Raw genomic sequence first — 20,676 nt, 5'->3', positions numbered from 1 at the left:
TCTTACTTCTGCGGAATATATTTGACATCGACATTGGCGCCGGCAAATTCATCAGCCGCCATCTGCATGATGCTGTTTGCTTCTTGCGCTGTCATCTTATCGGATTTCACAGTGATTTGCACATGTCCCTCTTCAGCTCGGACAAGTACTTCTTCATAGTTTTTCTCTGCGATGATCGAATCTTCCAGAATGGTTTCTTTTGAAGCATATTGTTCCATCAATTCAATCTGATTTACCGCTTCATTTTTTTCGTCAGTGCTTGTAGAGGAGCTGGCCACGATTTCTTCCAATCTTGTTTTCGCTTCACTGCGCTGATCCATCGTTTGCATCCGGATGCTGGCAAACAATTCATCGACATTGGCTGGTTCTGTCGTTACATCTTTTTCCCCTTCTTCACCAGAACCGCTGTCACCAGATCCATCCGAGTCGCCAGCTGCAGTGCTTGTTCCATTTTCTTCTGGGTTATCATTGATGAAAGCAAGTTCATCCCCATTTGGTGATGTCATGTAATATACACTCAACACGATCAGCAAGCTCAGCATCGTCAATAACCAGACTGTTTGTTTCTTCAACATCTTAATTCCCCCTTAATTTTTCGGCATGACCGAAATTCGATGCGTCGGTACATCCAGCACCCGTGATATTGCTTCCACAACCCATTCCTGCTTTGTCGCTTGTTCGGTTCCTTTGGCTACCACCAGCACGCCTCTTACTTCAGGCTTCCTTGTTTCCACCAGCAGCGGTACTTCTTGGTCCCCTTGTCTGACCAGCACGACTTGCTGTTCTTCGTTCTCATCTTCCACAATACGTTCCCCGCCGTTTTGATCGGTTTCTTCGGACGTCTGCTGACCGATGATCAGGTTTTTTTCATACACCTTTTGATGTGTGCTGTTCAGATTGACCATGACTTCCACTTCGGAAATACCTTTGATTTTTTCCAGCAATCCGACTAGGTCTTGTTCATATGCAGTTTCCAGATCAGCTGTGGAAGAAGAAGCGTTATTTTCTTTTTTTGCAAATGTCTCTTCTGTTTCCTTTGAGACACTTTCCTGACTTGGCTGGGGTGCTTGTCCAACCGACTCCTTTGGTTCTGTGAACAAGCCGCTTACAAGCAAAAGCAAAGCACCCAGCAGCCCAACGATGACCAAATATCCAAGCTTTGTCGGTTTCTTATTCTGGGAATCTTTCAATTTCCATTGTTCGGAAAGCTTGTCTAGTAATTTTTTCATCCTGCCCCCCCTTTTTGGGTGACCTCAAGCGGAAGATCTTCCAGCTCCCAAATTTCAGCCAGATGAGATTTCACTTTTTCCAAGTCCTCCGTCTGTTCAGCTGCTTCGATCGGACGGGAACTATCGATGACCACGTCGCGGATATCTCCTTCTGGTAAATCCTGTCCAGCAGCTTGTACCGTTACTTGGATGTAATCGATTGCTTCGGGCGTTTCCTCATCTTCTCCCTCCTTAAAGGCGACCGCGATGTCAGTGATTTGCATATGGTAATTCTCCAGCAGCGTTGGATTTGCTTGGTCCATTAACTGGACAGCCATCTGTTCCTCAATATATGCTCGCTGAACGGAATCTATTTCACTTTTCTTCTCTTCTATCGAATTTTCCATCGACGGAGCGTCCGTCAAAGCAGCAAAGCCTTGCATCGCTTCCTGTACAGCCTGAGTCGAATCGACTTGGAATAAGGCGAAAACTGGTTTAAGGAACAGCAGCAGAAGCATGAGTCCCATTACCAATTTGACGTATTTGCGGATATCCGTATCCGGTATGACCATATCGAGCACAAAAGCGAGCAGGATGAACAAAATGATTTGCATAACCCATGATTGCAATGCGTCCAAGCAACCAGCTCCTATCTCAGCATTAAAGTGACATTACTCGAAGCAACGATGATGACGATGGCAATGAAAAACATGAATGCGACAACGAGCAGACAAGCGAAGATATACAGGATATACTTACTCATCACTTGCATCGATTTGATGATCGGACCGTCACCGAGCGGCTGCAGCAGTGCGGCTGCCAACTTATAAATCAGGGCGATGGCCAGAATCTTGATGGCCGGGAACAAAGCGATGGCCAGCACGATCAGCACGCCCACGATCCCGACGGCATTTTTTAGCAGCAGTGATGCACTGAGTACCGTATCCGTAGCATCGGTGAACATCCGGCCAATGACCGGGATGAAGTTTCCGGTAACAAACTTAGCGGTCTTCATCGCCACGCCATCCTGTACAGCCGTGACTGCTCCTTGAACAGAAATGACGCCCAAAAAGACGCTGAAAAAAATCCCCAAAAGCCAAAGCCCGATGTTTTTCATCAAATCAGCCAGCTGGGTGACGGGATATTCTTTGTTGATTGTGCTGACCAGGTGTAAAAGTGCGCTCATGAGGAATAACGGGATGATTATCTTGGAGATCAATAATCCGCTGGCATGGATGAGGAACACGATGATCGGATGAAAGAAAGCGACAGCCGACAGACTTCCGAATGAAGCCATCAGCCCGAGCAGCAATGGGATCAAAGCCAGCATGAAATCACTCATGCCATTGATTGCTTCCATCGCATAACTTACGGATAAACGAAAACTATTCAAAAGCAATGTGAGCAAGACCATACAGACAATCATATAAGCGACTTTACTGATGGAACCTTTATTGAATGCTGTCTGAATCGTTTGCAGGATGCTTGAGAAAAGCGTCAGAAAAATCAGGATCCCAAGAAGCTTTCCATTCAGCAACAGTTCGTACAGCAAATACTCAAAGAGACCTTTTAACCATGATTCGATGCTGATGTCCCCTTGCTGCTGGATGAATTCCAGCAAGGAGCCTTTTTCCAGTTCCGGAATGTACTCGCCGTATTTGTCAGACAACTGTTCCCAATACCCACTTATTTCTTCTGTAGGCAAGCTTTCAAATGCGGTAAAAGCTGCCTCTTGCTCTTCTGCCTGACCAGTCTCTGCCAGGACGGCTGTCGGGATTGTAAGGATGTTCAATAAGGCAAAGAGAATGACCAAGCAGCGCTTCAACGTATTCAGCTCCTTATCCGCCCGGCATGAAACTGAGAATCGTCTCGATGACCGCTGTCAAAATCGGTATGGCCACCGTGATGATGATGATTTTTCCTGCAAGCTCTATTTTGGCAGCAATCGCAGACAACCCGGCATCCCGTGTCAGATGTGCCCCGAATTCCGTGATGTAGGCAATGCCGATGATTTTAAGAATCGTCTTGATATATAGTCCTTCTACATTCGCTCTCTCACCAAGCTGCTCGATGAGGAGCATGATACCGGCAATCTTTTGCAGGATGAACAGAAAGATGATGATTCCTGTCACCACGACAACAAAGAATGCGATCGATGAATTTTGTTCTTTAACAATCAAAGCAAGCAAACTGGCCACAATGCCAATGGATACGATTATGATGATATCCATCTTGATCGCCTCATCCCTGGAATAAGAACACCGACTTTATCTGCTGGAACAGCTCTGATAATTTGCCCAAGACAATGAGCAGCACAAGGATGAATCCCATCAGTGTCGTGAATTGGGCAATCTCCTCTTTTCCCATTTGCTTCAGTACCGTATGAATGATGGCAACGATCATCCCGATTCCTGCTATTTGAAATAAAATCATCGCTTCTCCGAGCATAGCGGACTCCTTTCCTACCTCGTTCAGATAAGCAGCAGTACAATCAGCAAACCTGTCAGGAAGCCGAGATTGCGAAACATCTTCCCATAACGCTGGTTCGCTTCTTCTGCTTCCTCCAGCTCCCGCTCCAAATGGGTCCTGGCCAGCTGGATATGTTTTTGCTGCTGCTCAAAATCATGCTGGCCGAGTGTGCGGCCGAACTGCAGCCAAATATCCTTCTCAGCTGCCTTCAATGCAGTGGAACTCATCCATGTTTCTGTTGTCTCTTCCCAGCATTCATATAATCCTTCCGGGTGCAGCTGCAGCTGATCAGCCAGCTGATGGAAGAATTCCGCTGCAGGCTTAGGAACTTGCTTGGCCAGGTTTTCGCTTGTTTCAATGATGCTTGTCTGACTATAGAGGATTTCGGCTTCCATCACCTGCAGACTGCTGATCAGCTGACGGATTTGCTTTGGCCGCTGCTGCAGCCGCCGTGATAAATCGAAACCTGCCCATGTCGCTGCGATGAGCACAAGTATCGCTCCGACCAGCTTCATCGGCCGGCTCCAGCTGGACTTACCGCATCGAACAGAGCTTGTACCACTCCTGGTGATCTGCCTTTTTTCAATATAATGATCCGTTCGAAAACATTATGCTGAAACAACGGCCGCAGTGATGGTCTGAGACGGATATCATCCAAGCTGTCGCCATGCACACTGCACACAATTTTCACACCAGCATGCAGCGCTTCCAGCAAAGCTTGGACATCGCGCTCGCTGCCGATCTCATCTGCCGCAATCACATCCGGTGACATCGATCGTATCAGCATCATCAATCCCTCCGCCTTTGGACATGCGTCCATGATGTCAGTCCTTTTTCCCAAATCATGCTGCGGGATGCCACTGATGCTGCCCCCGATTTCGGATCGTTCATCGACGACGGCTGTCTTCAGTGCAGGATATTGCTGCCACCCCGATGAAAGAGAACGAATGATATCACGTAAAATGGTCGTTTTACCGGATTGGGGCGGTCCGATGACAAGCGTATGACGGCACGAACCATCGAACTTGTACAAAGAGGGCATGATTTTTGCTGCTGCCCCCGGAACAGCCTTGGCAATACGGATGTTGAAAGATGATATATGCTTAAGTGCTTTGACCGAACCGGATTCGGTATTCACTTTGCCGCTCAAGCCGATGCGATGTCCCCCTGCAATGGTGATATATCCTTCCCTCAACTCATTCTCAAGTGCATATAATGAAAAATCACTTAACTGATTCAGCATAAAACGGGCATCATCCGGCTTCATGGACGATGGTTCGATCCACTCAGTCGTATCATCGAAACATAACTCAAGCTGCTGATTCATCCGGCACCTTATTTCTTGCAGCTTAACCCAGCGATTTCCGATCTTTTCCGATAATAAGGCTTGTAGGGGCGGTCGAAACAAGTGTAGGATCTCCTTCATCTTTGTCACCTCTGACTTCAGTCGGACATGTTGTCCATACTGTAATGTATGTGCCGCCGAATTGATTATGCACGAAAAAAAGAGCTCCTTCCCATGCTTGGGAAGAAGCTCTTGAAAATGCCTTATGCACGTGATACGTATTTACCGTCAGAAGTGTTGATGATAAGTACATCGCCTTCGTTGATGAAGAATGGCACTTGTACGCTCAAACCTGTTTCTACGATCGCAGGCTTAGTACCGCCGCTTGCAGTGTCGCCTTTGATACCAGGTTCTGTTTCGGTAACTTTCAATTCAACGTTATTCGGCAGATCCACACCTAGTGTTTCGCCGCCAAAAGTCATGACGCTGATTTCCATGTTTTCTTTCAGGAATTTTAGTTCGTATTCGATCTGCGCTGTTTGAAGCTCCAGCTGATCATAAGTGTCGGTGTCCATGAATGTATGCGTGTCACCTGAAGCATAAAGATATTGCATCTTTTTATGTTCGATATGAGCACGGGAAACCTTCTCACCGGCACGGAATGTTTTTTCCTGGATGTTTCCGTTACGCAGGTTACGCAGTTTGGAACGTACGAAAGCTGCACCTTTACCTGGTTTTACGTGCTGGAAATCGATAACCTGCCATAGGCCATTATCTACCTCGATTGTTAGACCCGTACGAAAATCGTTTACTGAAATCATTGTTTTCCTCCTTCGAAAAACGGCTGTTACAATGTAATTAAATCTTTAGTGGAGAACGTCAGACGTTCACTGCCTTCAGCAGTCAGCACAAGATCATCCTCGATCCGGCAACCGCCTACTTCCGGTATGTAAATTCCCGGCTCTACAGTCACGACCATTCCCGGCTTCAATACTGTATCGGAACGGAAGGATAGAGCTGGCGATTCATGCACATCCATACCGAGTCCATGACCGGTAGAATGCCCGAAGTATCGGCCATAGCCTTTTTCGGTGATATAGTCCCGTGTGAGTGCGTCGGCTTCCTTACCAGTAATACCCGGTTTCACGCCTGCTACTCCTCGAAGATTCGCCTCTAGTACTATATCATAAATCTCGCGTAATTTGTCACTTATCTCGCCTACTGCGAAAGTTCGGGTGATATCCGAGCAATATCCATTGTAAAGCGCCCCGTAATCAAGCGTGACCAATTCACCCTTTTGGATTTCTTTATCGGAAGCAACGCCATGCGGCAAAGCTGATCGATATCCCGAGGCAACGATCGTATCAAAACTCGACTCTGTCGCACCTTGCTTGCGCATGAAGAACTCCAGCTCATTGGAAACCTCGATTTCCTTCATCCCTGGTTTGACGAATGTCAAAATATGTGTATAAGCTGCATCGGCGATTTCAGCAGCTGTTTTCATGATACGAAGCTCTGCTTCAGATTTGATCAGACGCAATTCCTCGATCAATCCCGACGCTGGAATCAGATCAGCTTTGACAACATCCTGGAACTGCTGATAAAGCGCGAAAGTGACATCTTCATGCTCAAATCCGACTTGCTGCGCCCCTTCTTTGAGGAGCTGGGCAGCCGCTTCCTGGACGATGGATTGCTTATGTTCTATTATTTCAAAACCAAGCACCTGTTCTGCCGCCTGTTCCATATAGCGAAAATCGGTGATGAACTTCTGTTTCGTTTTCGTGATGACGAGCAGACCTGCGCTTCCGGTGAAACCTGATATGTATCTGCGGTTCTGCGCACTCGTCACGATCAGCGCATCCAAATTCTTTTTCTCCATCAAAGTACGTAATCTCTCCAGTTTCTCCATCTGTTTCTTCCTCCCCTTATTTCTCAAGCAGTGCCAGTGCCGCATAACGGTAGCCTTTTATACCAAGACCGACGACTTGCCCTTTGCATACGGATGCCAGCATCGAATGATGACGGAATTCTTCCCGGGTATGGATATTTGATATGTGTACCTCCAAGACCGGAATCGGGACACTGGCGATTGCATCCCTGATCGCGATGCTGGTGTGCGTATAAGCTGCGGCATTCAGGATGATACCAGTGCATGTACGGCCGGCCTCTTGTATTTTATCAACCAGGGCACCTTCGTGATTCGACTGGAAGTCCTCCAGTCCATACCCGAAGCTGTCTGTCACCTTTTGTACTTCAGCAACCACATCAGCCAGCGTATGGCTTCCATATATTCCCGGTTCCCTCGTTCCGAGTAAGTTCAAATTAGGTCCATTGATCAACATTAAACGATTCACGTTCTTCATCCTTTGGTTACATTATTTTAACTTTCACATAGTGTAACATAAGACAAAGAATTTGTGATTGAAAATTCGAAATGCTTAATCCTGTTCCTGATATGCTTGGCTTTGCTGGTATTCGAAGCTGATACTGTACCCGATGAATACAGCATAAAGCAAATACAAGCACATTGTCGTGATATTTGCATTGCGGTCTGCTTGGAAAGCACTATCCACTCCGTGTATGATCGGTGCAAGCACAAGCTGGACAAGGACCCAGAGCACCACTCCAAAAAGCAGGCTCGGCAGGATGCCTTTCTGTTTTTTCATGAATAAAAAATAAACGAAAGCGATGAAAATCGAAAGCAGGCCGACCAGGATGATACTGAGCAATTCCGCAACCCATGTTTCGGCCCAAGGCATCCATACCCAGGAACGCAAAACAAAATCTGCCACTGACAGGTCAGTAAATTGAAAGAAATATGCTGCCCAGGCGATCGCCGACCAAAGCACTCCCCCGACGAATCCAGTCACAGCGGCACTTCTATTGAAACGTGATGCGATTTTACGATTTTGCTGCATAATACTCACCTCATTACGTAGCATGCCTTGATTGAGCAATTTTAATCCTTTCTGCTATCTAGTGTTATTGGATTTTTTTTAGTAAAATAGAAGGAAATCGAAACGAGGCTGGTGAAATTATGTCAGATAAACAAACCAATACCTATGGCGGGCAAGCCGTTGTTGAAGGTGTCATGTTCGCGGGGAAAAACAGCTTCGTTACAGCCGTTCGCAGAAATGATGACAGCATAGACTATTTAACCGTCGAACGAAATGATAATCCAAAACTATCCAGACTGAAAAAAATACCTATATTGCGGGGAATTGCGGCCATCATCCAGTCCAGCGCCAATGGAACGAAGCATTTGAACTTCTCATCCGAAAGATATGACGTCAATCCTGAGGACGATGCAGATATCGTGCCGGAAGAGAAGAAGTCCAAGTTGGCCATGATCATCGGAATCGGCGCAGTCGGTGTACTTTCCTTCATTTTCGGGAAACTGATATTCACATTGACACCTGCATTGGTAGCTGATTTTTTCGAAAAGTGGCTGCCTTCCCGGTTTGAACAAGTAGCGCTGGAAGGATTCCTGAAACTCATTCTTTTGCTTACATACGTTTATCTGGTGTCTTTGACGCCAATAATTAAACGTGTATTCCAGTATCATGGTGCCGAACATAAAGTAATCAACTGTTACGAAAATGGCCTCCCGCTAACAGTGGAGAATGTACAGAAACAATCTCGACTTCACTATCGCTGCGGATCCAGTTTCATGCTATTCACCGTCTTGGTCGGTGTGATCGTATATATGTTCGTTGCAACCGATCCGCTATGGTGGCGCATGGTCAATCGGATTTTACTTTTACCGGTTGTCATCGGCCTGTCATTCGAGGTGCTACAGCTAACGAATAAAGTACGTAATGTTCCTGTTCTTCGTTTCTTGGGATATCCCGGCCTTTGGCTTCAGCTGATCACAACCAAAGAGCCGAAAGATGATCAAGTGGAAGTTGCACTCGCTTCTTTCAAAAAAGTGCTCGAAAATGATTCTTTACAGGTGAATAGTGGTATAAAGATAGTAAGATAACGAAACCATGTGACATCAAGGCATGGAAAGGAGGAAAAATGGATTGCGTAAATCTGGGTCTTCCATCATCTTTTTCATTTTGATTGGGCTTGCAGTCATCGGTGTCGGCGTACAGCTCGTGACGAATCCAGGAGCGTTCTTCCAGAATATACTCGTTTGGGTCGGGGGTGCCGTGCTTTTCGGTGCTTTGCTTTATTTCATTCTTACTCGCTTGCGCGGCCGCACTGCTACTGGCGGATCGAACGGCGATATGCAAAAATACAAAAAAGCAGTCAAGCAGTCCAAACAAAAATACAAGCAGCCAAAAGCCCGCCCTGTTACGAAACCCGCCAATTCAGCTGCCAGTATAAAAAAAGCATCCGCAGCCAGGAAAAAGCGGACGATCAGAGATCGTTCCCGCGGTCCGCAGCTGCGTGTAATCGAAGGCAATAAGCAGAAAAGGAAAAAGTCGAGCATCTGATGCCCGACTTTTTTCATGGCCAACGTTTCAGGAACTGATCCGCTTTTTCACGTCCATTTGCTATCAGCTTTCCTTTTTCTTCTGCTGAAATATTGAAATCGGCCATCCCGATGTCCTCAACTGGGATGAAAATGATGTCTTTTGCTGTATCTTGATTGATATGCCGCATATCATGTGCCACCTTCATCGTCTTGAAGAGCGCGTAAAACAAATCAAGCGATTGGTGCACTTTTTTGGCTGGTACCTTTTGGACAGCTTCGCTCAGTTTCATTCCGAGAATCGGACGTCTCAATAACCGCTCATCCCCCTCCAGTGTCCAGAGCGGGAAGTTGCTCAGCAATCCCCCATCAAGAAGCAAGCTGCGTCTGCGATTTTTGTATAATAGTTTAGCAGGCATGAAGATGTATGGGATACCTGCACTCATCCTGATCGCTCTGGCAACCGGGAAACTTCCGCCATCGATTCCATACGTCTCAGCCAAATCATCCGGAAAAACAATCAATCGACCGAGTGTCACATCAGCTGCAATCACTTTGAGCGTTTTTGGTTTCAAGTCCTGGAAGGTGTATACTTGTTTCTTGGCCAAGGCTTCATAAAGCCATCGTTCCAACGCATTTCCTTTATACAGTCCCATCTTGAAATACAGCGTCAGCCAGTTTGCAAAAGGAATATATTTTGTAAGCTTGATCGGATCCGTGAATTTACTGATATCCGTTTCCTGAAGCAAATCTTCCATCTCTTTTCCGGTATAACCTGCTGCCAGCAAACCGGCAACAATGGCACCTGCGGACGTACCGGCTACATTTTCAAACTCATATTTCCCATTCTCTACAGCTTGAATCGCACCGATGAAAGCGAAAGCCTTCACTCCGCCGCCTGAGAATACGCCGTCTATTTTCATAAGCACGCTCCATGATGACTTTTTATTATACCTAATCACGGAAACATCACTTTAGAACAAAAAAACCATCCGATTTGGATGGTCTGGGCTAGGATTTTTGATTTTGCTGTATTTTAAACAGCGCTTCTTGCCTTTCCTTGCTTGACTGGAAGTACTCCACAAGATTGCCGATTCGCTCGATGCTGTTCCAGCTCAAATGATGCTCGATCCCTTCCACATCATTGTAGATATTCCCTTCTTCCACACCTATGATCCTCAAAAAATCTTCGAGCAGCTGATGCCGGTAGACAAGGCGTTTGCCTACCCTTTCGCCTTTGTCCGTCAAAATCAGTCCGCGATATTTTTCATATTTCAAATATTCATCTTTATCCAGTTTTTGCACCATCTTCGTGACGGAAGATGGATGCACCTGCAGATTTTCTGCTATATCCGAGACACGAGCATATCCTTTTTGCTCCATCAATATGTAAATTTGTTCGATATAATCCTCCATACTCGGTGTAGGCATAATACTCCTCCATTCAATCCACTGCCAGTTCTACATCTTTAAATGATACACGTTTTGGGCCGGACAAACAAGCCAACAAAGTTGAACGGGGTAAAAAGTGTTACACTTCAGCGGACACCTATAAAAATTCTTTGAAAATAAGCACCAGCTTGCTATAATGTAAGTTGGAGTATCATCAGATGGGGGAAATGACATGGAAGCAGTACTGGTAATCGGAATTGCACTGATTGTATTCATTGCATATAGTGTAATCCGCTATTTCATTCAGAAAAAACATTTAAAAACTCTTACAGAAGAAGAGTTCAAAGCTGGATACCGCAAAGCTCAGCTGATCGATGTTCGGGAACCGAAAGAGTTCGACGGCGGACATATCCTCGGAGCACGGAATATTCCGCTCACACAGCTTCGTTACCGTATGACTGAGATTCGGAAGGACAAGCCTGTTTACTTATATGACCAAAACGGTACACGTACTGTCCGGGCTGCATCCATGCTGCACAAAAAAGGATGCCAGGATATCAATCAGCTCAAAGGCGGTTTCAAAGCCTGGAGCGGTAAAATCAAACGTAAAGGCAACTAAAGAGAGCTTTGCACATCATGTGCAAAGCTCTTTTTTCATTCTGGTATATAACGCAATATCGGTTTCCTGGCAGCAGTCGTCTCATCCATTCTGCTGACGACAGTCGTATGAGGCGCTTCTTGGACGATTTCCGGATTGTATTCTGCATCAGCAGCAATCTCCAGCATGGTATCGATGAAACCATCCAACGTTTCTTTTGCTTCCGTTTCGGTCGGCTCGATCATCAGTGCTTCCTCTACATTGAGCGGGAAGTAAATGGTCGGCGGGTGATATCCGAAATCAAGCAATCGTTTTGCGATATCAAGTGTGCGGACACCAAGCTTTTTCTGTCTTCGTCCGGATAGGACGAATTCATGCTTGCAATGCTGTGTGTATGGTAAATCAAATGCATCACTCAGGCGACGCATCATGTAATTTGCATTCAGGACTGCATATTCACTAACACGTTTCAACCCCTCCGGCCCCATCGTGCGGATATATGTATACGCACGGACGTTGATCCCGAAGTTTCCGTAATAAGGCTTCACGCGTCCGATGGAATCCGGGCGATCTTCATCGAGGATGATCTCCTCACCTTGCCTGCGGACGACAGGCTTTGGCAGGAATGCCGCAAGCTCTTCTGAAACACCGACAGGACCAGATCCCGGGCCACCGCCGCCATGCGGACCGGTGAATGTTTTATGCAGATTCAAATGCACTACATCAAAGCCCATATCCCCAGGTCTTGTATAACCCATGATGGCATTCAGATTGGCTCCATCATAATACAGCTTCCCGCCGGCTTCATGAACGATTTTTGCCATTTCCAGGATATCCTTCTCGAATAAACCAAGCGTATTGGGGTTGGTCAGCATCAGTGCTGCCGTGTCTTCCCCGACGACTCGGCGTAAGTCATCCAAATCGACAAGTCCTTGTTCATTGGATTTGACTGTCACAGAATCAAAACCAGCAACTGTTGCTGATGCTGGATTAGTACCATGTGCAGAATCTGGCACGATGACTTTCGTCCGCTGTGTCTCTCCATTTTTCTCATGCAGGGCACGGATCATCATCAATCCAGTCCATTCCCCGTGAGCTCCAGCTGCCGGCTGAAGGGATACGTCATGCATGCCGGTGATTTCCTTCAGCTGCTCCTGGAGATCGAACATGAGCTCCAGTGCACCTTGTGCGGTTTTTGTATCCTGGTAAGGATGCACATGGCTGAACCCTTCCATCCGCACGACATCTTCATTGATTTTCGGATTGTACTTCATCGTACAAGAGCCAAGCGGATAGAATCCGGAATCGACACCGTAGTTTCTTCTGGATAAAGCAGTATAGTGTCGGATGATCTGCAGCTCACTCAATTCCGGCAGCGCTGCTGGCTCCCTGCGGATATAATCTGCTTCGAAAACTTCCGAAAGATCCGTTTCCGGAACATCCAATGGCGGCAAGCTGTACCCTATTCTGCCTGGTTTCGTTTGTTCGAATAACAACGGGAAATCAGTATTGTTTTGCATGGACTGCCGCCACCTCTCCTACGAATGTATCAATCTGTTCTTTCGTGCGCTGCTCCGTCACAGCAACAAGTATGTGGTCCTTCAAACGATCATCTGTCCGTCCCAAGTGATACCCCCCGATAAAACCTTTTGTAATCAGATGATCATTCAGTGCATCAGCATCGTCATCCACTTTGATGACCAATTCATTAAAGAAGGCGCCTTGGAAGATGACTTGCAGCCCGTGTGCTTCCAGCTGCTTTTTCATATATTGCGCTTTTTGTATATTCAGATGAGCCATCTCGGCAACACCCTTTTTCCCGAGTGCACTCATGGCAACCGATGAAGCCAAAGCATTCAATGCCTGATTGGAACAGATATTTGACGTCGCCTTATCGCGGCGGATATGCTGCTCGCGTGCTTGGAGAGTCAGTACGAATCCGCGTCTGCCTTCTTCATCCTTCGTCTGCCCGACGAGTCTTCCAGGCAGCTTGCGCATCAGTTTGGCTGAGCTTGCGAAATAGCCGCAGTGAGGGCCGCCGAATTGTGCCGGGATACCGAACACTTGTGTATCGCCGACCACAATGTCAGCACCGAAACTGCCAGGTGGTGTCAAGAATCCCAGAGCCAAAGGATTGCTGGAAACAACCATCATTGCTTTTGGCTGCGCATCAATGATTTTGCGTATGTCTGCAAGCGGTTCGACCTGCCCGAAGAAGTTTGGATACTGCACGATGACACTAGCTGTATCACTATCGAGTGTTTCTCCAAGCGCTTGTAGATCTGTGCGACCATCTTTATGCGGGACCGTGACAACTTCCAAATGCTGCCCACGGCAGTAAGAATCAATCACCTGACGAGATTCTGGGTGAACCGCCTCTGAAACAACGATTTTCTTTCTTTTTGTATGGCCGGCACTCAGTGTCGCTGCTTCTGCCAGAGCAGTTCCGCCATCATACATCGAGCTGTTTGCCACATCCATACCAGTAAGTTCAGCAATCATCGTCTGGAACTCAAAAATCGCCTGCAATTCGCCTTGGGAAATTTCTGGCTGATATGGTGTATAAGCAGTATAAAACTCGGACCGGGAGATTACGTGGTCCACGATCGAAGGAATGTAATGGTCATATACACCTGCTCCAAGAAAGGAAGCGTGAGTCTTCATCGTCACATTCTTGCTTGCCAAAGCCGCAAGTTCTGCTTTCAGTTCTCCTTCACTTTTCGCTTCCTTGATCTGAAGCGGTCCCTGCAAGCGAACTTCCTCAGGAATATCAGAGAACAGCTCCTCTGTGTCTTTCACACCTATCGTTTGAAGCATCTCCTCTTTGTCTTGCTCTGTCATCGGTAAGTATCTGAAATCCATGCTGTATCCTCCTTCTATTTCCGTTTATAGAATGGTGTTGCAACGATCCTTGCTTGCAGGCGTTTTTTCCGTATCTGCACGTCGACAGTACTGCCTTCTTCGGCAGCATCCGAGTGTATGAGTGCAAGACCGATATAACTATCCAATGTCGGTGATTTGGTGCCCGTTGTCACCTCGCCGATTTGTTCGTCGCCGATGAAAATCGGATAACCATGGCGCGGAATTCCTTTTTCCAGCATCTCAATGCCAACGAGCTTTCTCTTTGTACCGTTCTCTTTTTGCTTTTTTAAAGCTTCTTTGCCAATAAAGTTGGCAGATTTATTCGTTTTCACCGCAAATCCAATGCCGGCCTCGATTGGCGAAATATCTTTTGACAATTCATTTCCATACAGTGGTAGATTCGCTTCAAAGCGCAATGTATCCCTCGCACCCAATCCGACAGGCTGCAGATCATATGCTTGACCCTGTTCCAGCAGCAGTTCCCAAACAGTCTGACCGCTTGCGGCCGGTCCATAGATTTCAAAACCATCTTCGCCGGTATAACCAGTGCGTGAAATAAGGAAATCCCCTTCTGCTCCTTTCAGCTGTACGGGATAAGCGAACCTGAAAAATGAAATTTCCGATAATTCATTATCTGTAAGCTGCTGCAGGATTTGTTCCGCATGAGGTCCTTGCAGCGCTACCTGCATATATGCATCCGATTCATTCTCGATACGGACGCCTTCTATCCGGTGAGATAGCAGCCATTCGAAATCCTTCTCTGTATTGCCAGCATTCACAACCAACAGATAACGATTTGCCTCCAGCATATAAACGATCAAATCGTCCACAGTCCCGCCATCTTCATAACACATCACGCTGTACTGCGCTTTGTTTGGAACGAGCAGATCGATATCATTTGTCAGGACAAACTGCAGATAGTCTTTACTCGCTGGACCTTCCACAAGAATTTCCCCCATATGGGAGACATCGAACAAACCTGCTGCCTGCCGCACTGCATGATGCTCTTCCTGGATGCTGCTGAAATGAACAGGCAGTTCCCAGCCGCCGAAATCGATCGTTTTGCTGTTAGCCTGATAAGCAGGATAAAGCGGGGTTCTTTTCAACTCACTCATCATCTAGCTCCTCTCTTATGTATCTCACAACTAAAAACAGAGCCACCTCGAAAAAACTTGAGGGGCTCTGTCCTTTTACCAGAAAGTTTCTTATCGTCACTCGGACCATAATTGCTTCTTGGGTGGCTTCTTCTTCGGAAGCACTCTCCAGAGTTGCGTCTTGCTGGAGTTCTTTTGCCTGAGAGATTCACTCAATATTTGCTCCTTCGGCGCCGCATATAGCGGTCTCTCCTCCAACATTCACTCGCGGTTTATGAAATTGGCAAACTAGGGCATACTAACGGATATTCAAGCTATAAAAAAGCAAAATACAAACATTACAATAGATTATATTGATAATGTTCTGATTTAAGGCTCATTATACCATACCATTTTCAGATTGTGTTCTATAAATCCAGCTTTTATAAACAAAACTCCGAAGAATAAGGAGATGTACTCATTATGCAGGTGCAAATAAAAGATGATAAGCATTTTATCGAGATGATGGATGATGTTTTGCAGCAAGAAGGAGATACAGCATCCTGGGAACAATTCCAAATGGCTTATACATCGGCGAAGGAAACGAATATCGACACGTTCACTGGATTGGTCGCACCCGGGTATCTTCCCCACATGACCTTTCATCCTCATCAACTGGAAGCAAGCCGCAGAGTAGTAGAAGAAATGAACGGACGCGCCATCCTGGCAGATGAAGTTGGACTTGGGAAGACAATCGAGGCAGGTCTTGTATTGAAGGAATTGATGATACGCGGGTTGGTGAAAAAAGTGCTTCTGCTTGTACCGGCCTCGCTTGTCAACCAATGGGTGAATGAATTGAATTCCAAGTTCCACATACCTGCTGCTTCCCAACGAAAACAATATGTGTGGGAGCATTATGATGTGATCGTTTCTTCCATCGATTTGGCAAAACGTTCCCCGCACAGGGAAATCATCCTGGAGCAGGACTATGATTTTGTACTTATCGACGAGGCGCATAAATTGAAAAATAGCAAGACAAAAAATTATGCTTTCATCCAATCACTCAAAAAGAAATATTGCCTGCTGCTGACCGCAACGCCTGTTCAAAACAAACTGAGTGATATTTACAATCTCGTATCCTTGCTTAAACCCGGCTACTTGGGCAGCTATAAGCAATTCAAAGATACATATGGAGATGACCGAAAAGATGCGGAAGAGCATCATTATCTGAAGGAGCTCATCCGCAAAGTGATGGTCCGCAACCGGCGTGAGGAAACTGGTCTGCAGTGGACAAAACGGAAAGTCGAAACAATTTACATCGATTTCACCGAACAAGAGCGGCAGGTGTATGAGATGATGCAGGATTCCACCAGCGGCGCAGCAACATTTGCGAAAATCACCCTGCTTCGCGAACTTTGCAGTTCCAGGGAAGCGGCATACTTATCCATGAAAAAGATTGTGGAAGAAAATCCGGAATCAGGTAAAGTATATCTGCCTGTGATGAAGGAAATCGAACAGCTGCCGCAGCACAGCAAAGCACTGAAAGTGGTCGAGCTGATCAAAGCTGCTCCAGCGGGAGAGAAATTCATCATTTTTACGGAATATCGGGCGACACAATTTTATTTGCAGTGGACATTGAAACAGCATGACATATCCTCTGTTCCGTTCCGAGGCGGATTCAAAGCAGGTAAAAAGGATTGGATGCGCGAGCTATTCGAAAAACATGCCCAAGTCCTGATTGCGACGGAAGCCGGCGGTGAAGGGATCAACCTCCAATTTTGCAGCAATATGATCAACTATGATTTGCCTTGGAATCCGATGCGGCTTGAACAGCGGATTGGCAGGATCCATCGTTTCGGACAGCAAAAGGATGTGCAGATCTATAATTTCGCCGTTCGGGATACATTGGAAGGACATATTTTGGAGTTGCTGTATAAGAAAATCAATTTATTTGAACGTGTCATCGGTAATCTTGATCATATTCTTGCTGAGCTTCAAGTATCCGATATGGAAAAAGAAATCAAGCACATCTTCGCTGATTCCCGCTCTGAAGGGGAAATCAAGGTAAAGCTGGACAATTTGACCGCAGTCATCTCCGAAACCAGCCAGCAGCTTGAAAGGGGGAAATTACATGGATAGACGAACATTGCATCAGTTCCTGCGAAAATTCTTCCTATCAAGTGGCTGTCAACTGCAGGAGGAAACAGATGGGATGCTGCGCTTTTTGCTGACGGCGGAGTTGGATGAGGAACTGATGAATCGACCGTTTTATTGGCGCTATAAGAAACGGCTTGGCCAGGAAGGCGAACCGATGGAGCTCACTCTTCTGACAGATCCGAATATAACAGCAGAAAAAGCGGAACACATCCATTTTGGCAGTCCCCGCCTGCATAAGATATTCCGGCTCATTCGTGATTCTGCCCAAGTGGCTAGATTATATGAAAAGGTCGATTCAGCTGCTCGTACACCGTTATATCCATGGCTTATCCGCAATATGAGTGTCCATTTTTCCGGAAAGCGCAAGCGTACCGAAACACATTCCATTGGATTGCAGCTGCTGAATGGGCAGCTTGCAACAGACTGGATGGAAAACTTCACACACGTTGAGTTCAAGCAGCAAATCAGCGATCATTGTTACTGCCTCTCCCCCATCATCCGTTATCAAAGCGGTTATCAGCGGATCAGTAGCTATATGCAGACTTACTTGGATACCATAGATGATGGCTGGGTACGTGAGACGACTCAAACACTTCAACAGGAAGAAGCATTGTTAGCGCATTTTTTTGACCAAAGCAAGCAAGAAGAAGAGGAAAAAGATGTGCTTGAAACAAGAGCTGCATTATATCAAAATGAATTGGATGCGGTGCATAAACGGCTTTCGCCATCCATCCAAATAGAAACGATCAATGCTGGCATATTCTATCTGTCAGAAGAGACGGCTCAGAAACTGCTAAATAAAAAAGAGGCCTGAACATGAGTTCGGGCCTCTTATCGTTTACGGCGGAAGAATAGTTTGAAGGCAAACGGCAATACGCCAAACCACTTTCCATGCAGCTGATGTTTCTCTTTTTCTTTCTTTTGTTTCTCTTGCTTCGGAGCATCCATCTTTTTCACCAGCTCCTGTGTGACGAATCGGAAATAATCATTCGAAGACAAGCTGTGATCCCTCCTTCTTTATTTGTAGCGTGACCAATTTCATTTCTTTCCATACAGTAAGAATAAGATGGCTGTCAGCAGCAGGGAAATTTTCTTTTCCTGGTAGCTTCCATAGCTGGTTATTGCATTTTCTACGTGTGACACCACTTTTCACATGTAGTAATGTATCTGCAAAGGAGGTGACAACGTGCAGGACAGCCCCTCGCACTATGCAGAGCAATTAATGGATGAAGCGATCAAACAGCAAGCCACCGATATCCACTTTATGCCCGAAGCAGACGAAACACGTGTATATATACGAATCCAAGGTAAACGTATCCTTCACAGTCGTTTAGCTACATCCAACTTTCGTAAGCTGATTGCGTACTATAAATTCATAAGCGGCATGGATATCGGCGAAATGCAAAAACCACAGGATGGAGCGATGCCGTTTTCATACCAAGGTAAAATACAATATGCCCTCCGTCTTTCCACATTGCCGCTTAAGCAAACGGAAAGCCTTGCCATCCGCATCCTCCCCCAAAGCGATGCTCCCCTGCTGGAACAGCTGTTTCTCTTTCCATTCCAGATACATTCGCTGCGGCGGCTGCTGGAGGAAAATACTGGTATTCTCCTTTTCACAGGTCCTACAGGCAGCGGTAAAACAACAACCATGTATGCACTGCTTCAAGACTTATTGCGGGTGAAAGCTTGCCAAGCAATCACTTTGGAAGATCCGATCGAGAAGAGAATGGAAAATATGTTGCAGGTACAAGTGAATGAAAAAGCTGGCCTGACGTACCAGGCTGGTTTGAAAGCAGCATTGCGTCATGATCCCGATGTACTGATGATCGGGGAGATCCGGGATGAATCGACAGCTGCCTTTGCTTTCGAAACGGCGAGAACCGGGCATTTGGTCATCAGTACGCTGCATGCAAAAGATGCTGCCGGTGCCGTGCACCGGCTCAGGGAAATGGGGATGCCTCCAGCAGATCTGCAGCATACCTTGATCGGAATCGCTTCATTGGAACTCCTCCCTCTTGTAAAACCGAATGCCTCAAGAGCCGCCATCATGGAACTGGCAGATACAGTCCAGATCGGCCGCTTGCTGTCCAATTACGACACATCATTCCTTACATTTGCGAAATTGAGGAGGAAAGCCTATGCATATGGCTTTATCACGAAAGAAAATTATCAAAATCAGGAAGGGCGACAAACTGCTGTCTATGGAGCAGCAGATGCTTTTTCTTCAGCAGCTCCACCGCCTGAGGACACAGGGATATGATATGTCCCGTTCCCTTGATTTTTTGAACTGGCAGCCGCAGTGGCAAGCTGCAGTTCAGAAATTGCAGGAAGGCTTGCAGCGGGGACTGCGCTTGGATGAAGCCTTTGCACACGCCAGTTTCTCATCTTTTATCGTCATCCACCTTTATGTTGCCCATCATGATGGAAATTTGGAAGATGCTTTGGAAAGAAGCTTTACAACGATGAAAAAACAAATGCAGCAACTGGCGAAATTCAAGAAAGTGACACGTTATCCAATTTTCCTCTTATCAACTATCCTTTTGTTGCTGCTATTCGTGAAACTGTATGTGTATCCTTCGTTTGAATCTTTATTTGCTTATTCGGCTGACTCTGCGAACCAACTTCATTTCTTCTCCAGTTTAGTGAACATGCTTTTCTATGGAAGCTTAGCCTTGGCTGCCATCAGCGTCTGTTCATTCCTCTCTAAAGATCATCTGCAAAAACGCTTGTCTTCCGAAAAGAAACGCTATTACCTTGAACATCTGCCTATCGTCTCCCGTATTGCCCGCACGCGGACAAGCTTTCAGTTCGCAATCCAGATGGGAAACCTTCTGACCGCTGGACTTTCCCTGTATGAAAGTCTGCAGCTTTTGTCCAAACAGCATTATCATGACATGCTGCAGCTGTACGCAAGCGATCTGCTGTCAGCGATGACCGCCGGAAGAACAATCGATGAGTGTCTGCCCGACTTTCCACTCCTCACTTTGCAGCTGCAAAGCATCCTGGTGAAACATGAAGATGCAGCTTCACAATCGAAAGATTTGCTTATGTATGCAGAGATCACTACCAGTAAAATGGAAGATCGGACGAAGACCTTGCTTCATCTGCTTCAGCCTTTGCTGCTTTGCATCATGGCACTTTGCATCATCATCGTGTATTTGTCTTTGCTTCTGCCCATGTTCCAAATGGTTCATACTTTATAGAAAGAG

The 20,676-nt window shown here is 46.3% G+C and carries 26 protein-coding genes and 1 riboswitch; of the genes, 7 read left to right on the top strand and 19 right to left on the bottom strand.

All coding sequences use genetic code 11. The features are described 5' to 3' along the window. Positions 1 to 2: 2 nt before the first annotated feature. From SFC66_RS07830 to SFC66_RS07770, 13 genes are all read right to left on the bottom strand, one after another. Positions 3 to 575 carry a SpoIIIAH-like family protein gene (locus SFC66_RS07830; protein ID WP_411218141.1) on the bottom strand — a complete coding sequence of 191 codons (573 nt, stop codon included), beginning with the start codon at positions 573 to 575 and terminating at the stop codon, positions 3 to 5. A gap of 12 nt (positions 576 to 587) precedes the next feature. Further along, positions 588 to 1,229: a stage III sporulation protein AG gene (gene spoIIIAG, locus SFC66_RS07825; RefSeq protein ID WP_411218140.1), complete on the bottom strand. Its 642-nt coding sequence runs from the start codon at positions 1,227 to 1,229 to the stop codon at positions 588 to 590. After that, positions 1,226 to 1,846, bottom strand: coding sequence for a stage III sporulation protein AF (spoIIIAF, locus tag SFC66_RS07820; protein ID WP_411218139.1), 621 nt, complete (start codon positions 1,844 to 1,846; stop codon positions 1,226 to 1,228). Before spoIIIAF ends, spoIIIAG begins: the two co-directional genes overlap by 4 nt. An 11-nt stretch (positions 1,847 to 1,857) precedes the next feature. Continuing rightward, complete coding sequence (spoIIIAE, locus tag SFC66_RS07815) at positions 1,858 to 3,033, bottom strand: stage III sporulation protein AE (RefSeq protein WP_411218138.1); 1,176 nt, start codon at positions 3,031 to 3,033, stop codon at positions 1,858 to 1,860. 13 nt (positions 3,034 to 3,046) lie between these two features. Beyond that, positions 3,047 to 3,445 carry a stage III sporulation protein AD gene (gene spoIIIAD, locus SFC66_RS07810; protein WP_411218713.1) on the bottom strand — a complete coding sequence of 133 codons (399 nt, stop codon included), beginning with the start codon at positions 3,443 to 3,445 and terminating at the stop codon, positions 3,047 to 3,049. Between the two features lie 4 nt (positions 3,446 to 3,449). Next, positions 3,450 to 3,656 carry a stage III sporulation protein AC gene (gene spoIIIAC / locus SFC66_RS07805; protein ID WP_038561221.1) on the bottom strand — a complete coding sequence of 69 codons (207 nt, stop codon included), beginning with the start codon at positions 3,654 to 3,656 and terminating at the stop codon, positions 3,450 to 3,452. A gap of 23 nt (positions 3,657 to 3,679) precedes the next feature. After that, positions 3,680 to 4,192, bottom strand: a complete 513-nt coding sequence (spoIIIAB, locus tag SFC66_RS07800) for a stage III sporulation protein SpoIIIAB (RefSeq protein WP_411218137.1) — start codon at positions 4,190 to 4,192, stop codon at positions 3,680 to 3,682. After that, entirely contained in the window at positions 4,189 to 5,085 is an 897-nt protein-coding gene (gene spoIIIAA / locus SFC66_RS07795) for a stage III sporulation protein AA (RefSeq protein WP_411218712.1), read from the bottom strand. Before spoIIIAA ends, spoIIIAB begins: the two co-directional genes overlap by 4 nt. Next, positions 5,027 to 5,176, bottom strand: a complete 150-nt coding sequence (locus SFC66_RS07790) for a hypothetical protein (RefSeq protein WP_411218743.1) — start codon at positions 5,174 to 5,176, stop codon at positions 5,027 to 5,029. Before SFC66_RS07790 ends, spoIIIAA begins: the two co-directional genes overlap by 59 nt. A 49-nt stretch (positions 5,177 to 5,225) precedes the next feature. Next, the gene (gene efp / locus SFC66_RS07785; RefSeq protein ID WP_411218136.1) at positions 5,226 to 5,783 is read right to left on the bottom strand and encodes an elongation factor P; all 558 of its coding nucleotides are present in this window, start codon (positions 5,781 to 5,783) and stop codon (positions 5,226 to 5,228) included. Between the two features lie 26 nt (positions 5,784 to 5,809). Continuing rightward, a complete protein-coding gene (locus SFC66_RS07780) occupies positions 5,810 to 6,871 on the bottom strand; it encodes a M24 family metallopeptidase (RefSeq protein ID WP_411218135.1) in 1,062 nt (353 codons plus the stop codon). A 16-nt stretch (positions 6,872 to 6,887) separates the two neighbouring features. After that, complete coding sequence (gene aroQ / locus SFC66_RS07775; protein ID WP_411218134.1) at positions 6,888 to 7,316, bottom strand: type II 3-dehydroquinate dehydratase; 429 nt, start codon at positions 7,314 to 7,316, stop codon at positions 6,888 to 6,890. Positions 7,317 to 7,400: 84 nt separating this feature from the next. Next, positions 7,401 to 7,880, bottom strand: coding sequence for a YqhR family membrane protein (locus tag SFC66_RS07770; RefSeq protein WP_411218133.1), 480 nt, complete (start codon positions 7,878 to 7,880; stop codon positions 7,401 to 7,403). A gap of 119 nt (positions 7,881 to 7,999) precedes the next feature. Here SFC66_RS07770 and SFC66_RS07765 point away from each other — a divergent pair, with 119 nt between their 5' ends. Together SFC66_RS07765 and SFC66_RS07760 are read left to right on the top strand one after the other, a co-directional pair. Then, entirely contained in the window at positions 8,000 to 8,944 is a 945-nt protein-coding gene (locus SFC66_RS07765; RefSeq protein ID WP_411218132.1) for a DUF1385 domain-containing protein, read from the top strand. A gap of 43 nt (positions 8,945 to 8,987) precedes the next feature. Beyond that, on the top strand, positions 8,988 to 9,404 hold the full coding sequence (locus SFC66_RS07760; RefSeq protein WP_411218131.1) for an SA1362 family protein: 417 nt from the start codon (positions 8,988 to 8,990) through the stop codon (positions 9,402 to 9,404). 13 nt (positions 9,405 to 9,417) lie between these two features. On the opposite strand, the gene SFC66_RS07755 is transcribed toward SFC66_RS07760, so the two are convergent. Together SFC66_RS07755 and mntR are read right to left on the bottom strand one after the other, a co-directional pair. Further along, a complete protein-coding gene (locus SFC66_RS07755) occupies positions 9,418 to 10,305 on the bottom strand; it encodes a patatin-like phospholipase family protein (RefSeq protein ID WP_411218130.1) in 888 nt (295 codons plus the stop codon). 88 nt (positions 10,306 to 10,393) lie between these two features. Continuing rightward, entirely contained in the window at positions 10,394 to 10,813 is a 420-nt protein-coding gene (gene mntR, locus SFC66_RS07750) for a transcriptional regulator MntR (RefSeq protein WP_411218129.1), read from the bottom strand. A gap of 193 nt (positions 10,814 to 11,006) precedes the next feature. Between mntR and SFC66_RS07745 the strand changes: the two genes are divergently transcribed. Next, the gene (locus SFC66_RS07745) at positions 11,007 to 11,393 is read left to right on the top strand and encodes a rhodanese-like domain-containing protein (RefSeq protein ID WP_411218128.1); all 387 of its coding nucleotides are present in this window, start codon (positions 11,007 to 11,009) and stop codon (positions 11,391 to 11,393) included. Between the two features lie 35 nt (positions 11,394 to 11,428). On the opposite strand, the gene gcvPB is transcribed toward SFC66_RS07745, so the two are convergent. From gcvPB to gcvT, 3 genes are read right to left on the bottom strand one after another with little or no spacing between them, the layout of a single operon-like run. Further along, a complete protein-coding gene (gene gcvPB / locus SFC66_RS07740) occupies positions 11,429 to 12,892 on the bottom strand; it encodes an aminomethyl-transferring glycine dehydrogenase subunit GcvPB (RefSeq protein ID WP_411218127.1) in 1,464 nt (487 codons plus the stop codon). Next, entirely contained in the window at positions 12,876 to 14,234 is a 1,359-nt protein-coding gene (gene gcvPA, locus SFC66_RS07735; protein ID WP_411218126.1) for an aminomethyl-transferring glycine dehydrogenase subunit GcvPA, read from the bottom strand. Before gcvPA ends, gcvPB begins: the two co-directional genes overlap by 17 nt. Before the next feature lie 14 nt (positions 14,235 to 14,248). Beyond that, a complete protein-coding gene (gene gcvT / locus SFC66_RS07730) occupies positions 14,249 to 15,349 on the bottom strand; it encodes a glycine cleavage system aminomethyltransferase GcvT (RefSeq protein ID WP_411218125.1) in 1,101 nt (366 codons plus the stop codon). Positions 15,350 to 15,505: 156 nt separating this feature from the next. Further along, a riboswitch (glycine riboswitch) is annotated at positions 15,506 to 15,593 on the bottom strand. A gap of 197 nt (positions 15,594 to 15,790) precedes the next feature. Between gcvT and SFC66_RS07725 the strand changes: the two genes are divergently transcribed. Both SFC66_RS07725 and SFC66_RS07720 read left to right on the top strand, forming a co-directional pair. Further along, the gene (locus SFC66_RS07725) at positions 15,791 to 17,446 is read left to right on the top strand and encodes a DEAD/DEAH box helicase (protein WP_411218124.1); all 1,656 of its coding nucleotides are present in this window, start codon (positions 15,791 to 15,793) and stop codon (positions 17,444 to 17,446) included. Then, positions 17,439 to 18,278: a YqhG family protein gene (locus SFC66_RS07720; protein WP_411218123.1), complete on the top strand. Its 840-nt coding sequence runs from the start codon at positions 17,439 to 17,441 to the stop codon at positions 18,276 to 18,278. Before SFC66_RS07725 ends, SFC66_RS07720 begins: the two co-directional genes overlap by 8 nt. A gap of 17 nt (positions 18,279 to 18,295) precedes the next feature. Here SFC66_RS07720 and SFC66_RS07715 read toward each other — a convergent pair whose 3' ends face one another. Beyond that, a complete protein-coding gene (locus SFC66_RS07715; protein ID WP_411218122.1) occupies positions 18,296 to 18,463 on the bottom strand; it encodes a YqzE family protein in 168 nt (55 codons plus the stop codon). 187 nt (positions 18,464 to 18,650) lie between these two features. Here SFC66_RS07715 and comGA point away from each other — a divergent pair, with 187 nt between their 5' ends. Next, positions 18,651 to 19,727: a competence type IV pilus ATPase ComGA gene (comGA, locus tag SFC66_RS07710; RefSeq protein ID WP_411218121.1), complete on the top strand. Its 1,077-nt coding sequence runs from the start codon at positions 18,651 to 18,653 to the stop codon at positions 19,725 to 19,727. Beyond that, positions 19,612 to 20,670, top strand: a complete 1,059-nt coding sequence (locus tag SFC66_RS07705) for a type II secretion system F family protein (protein WP_411218711.1) — start codon at positions 19,612 to 19,614, stop codon at positions 20,668 to 20,670. The genes comGA and SFC66_RS07705 overlap by 116 nt, the downstream gene beginning before the upstream one ends. The last annotated feature ends 6 nt before the right edge of the window (positions 20,671 to 20,676 follow it).

Origin of the sequence: Terribacillus saccharophilus (assembly GCF_046592895.1) — a bacterium.
GTDB classification, from domain to species: Bacteria; Bacillota; Bacilli; order Bacillales; family Amphibacillaceae; genus Terribacillus; species Terribacillus saccharophilus_D.
Note: the sequence above shows the minus strand (reverse complement) of the source record. Positions and strands in the feature narration are given on the sequence as shown.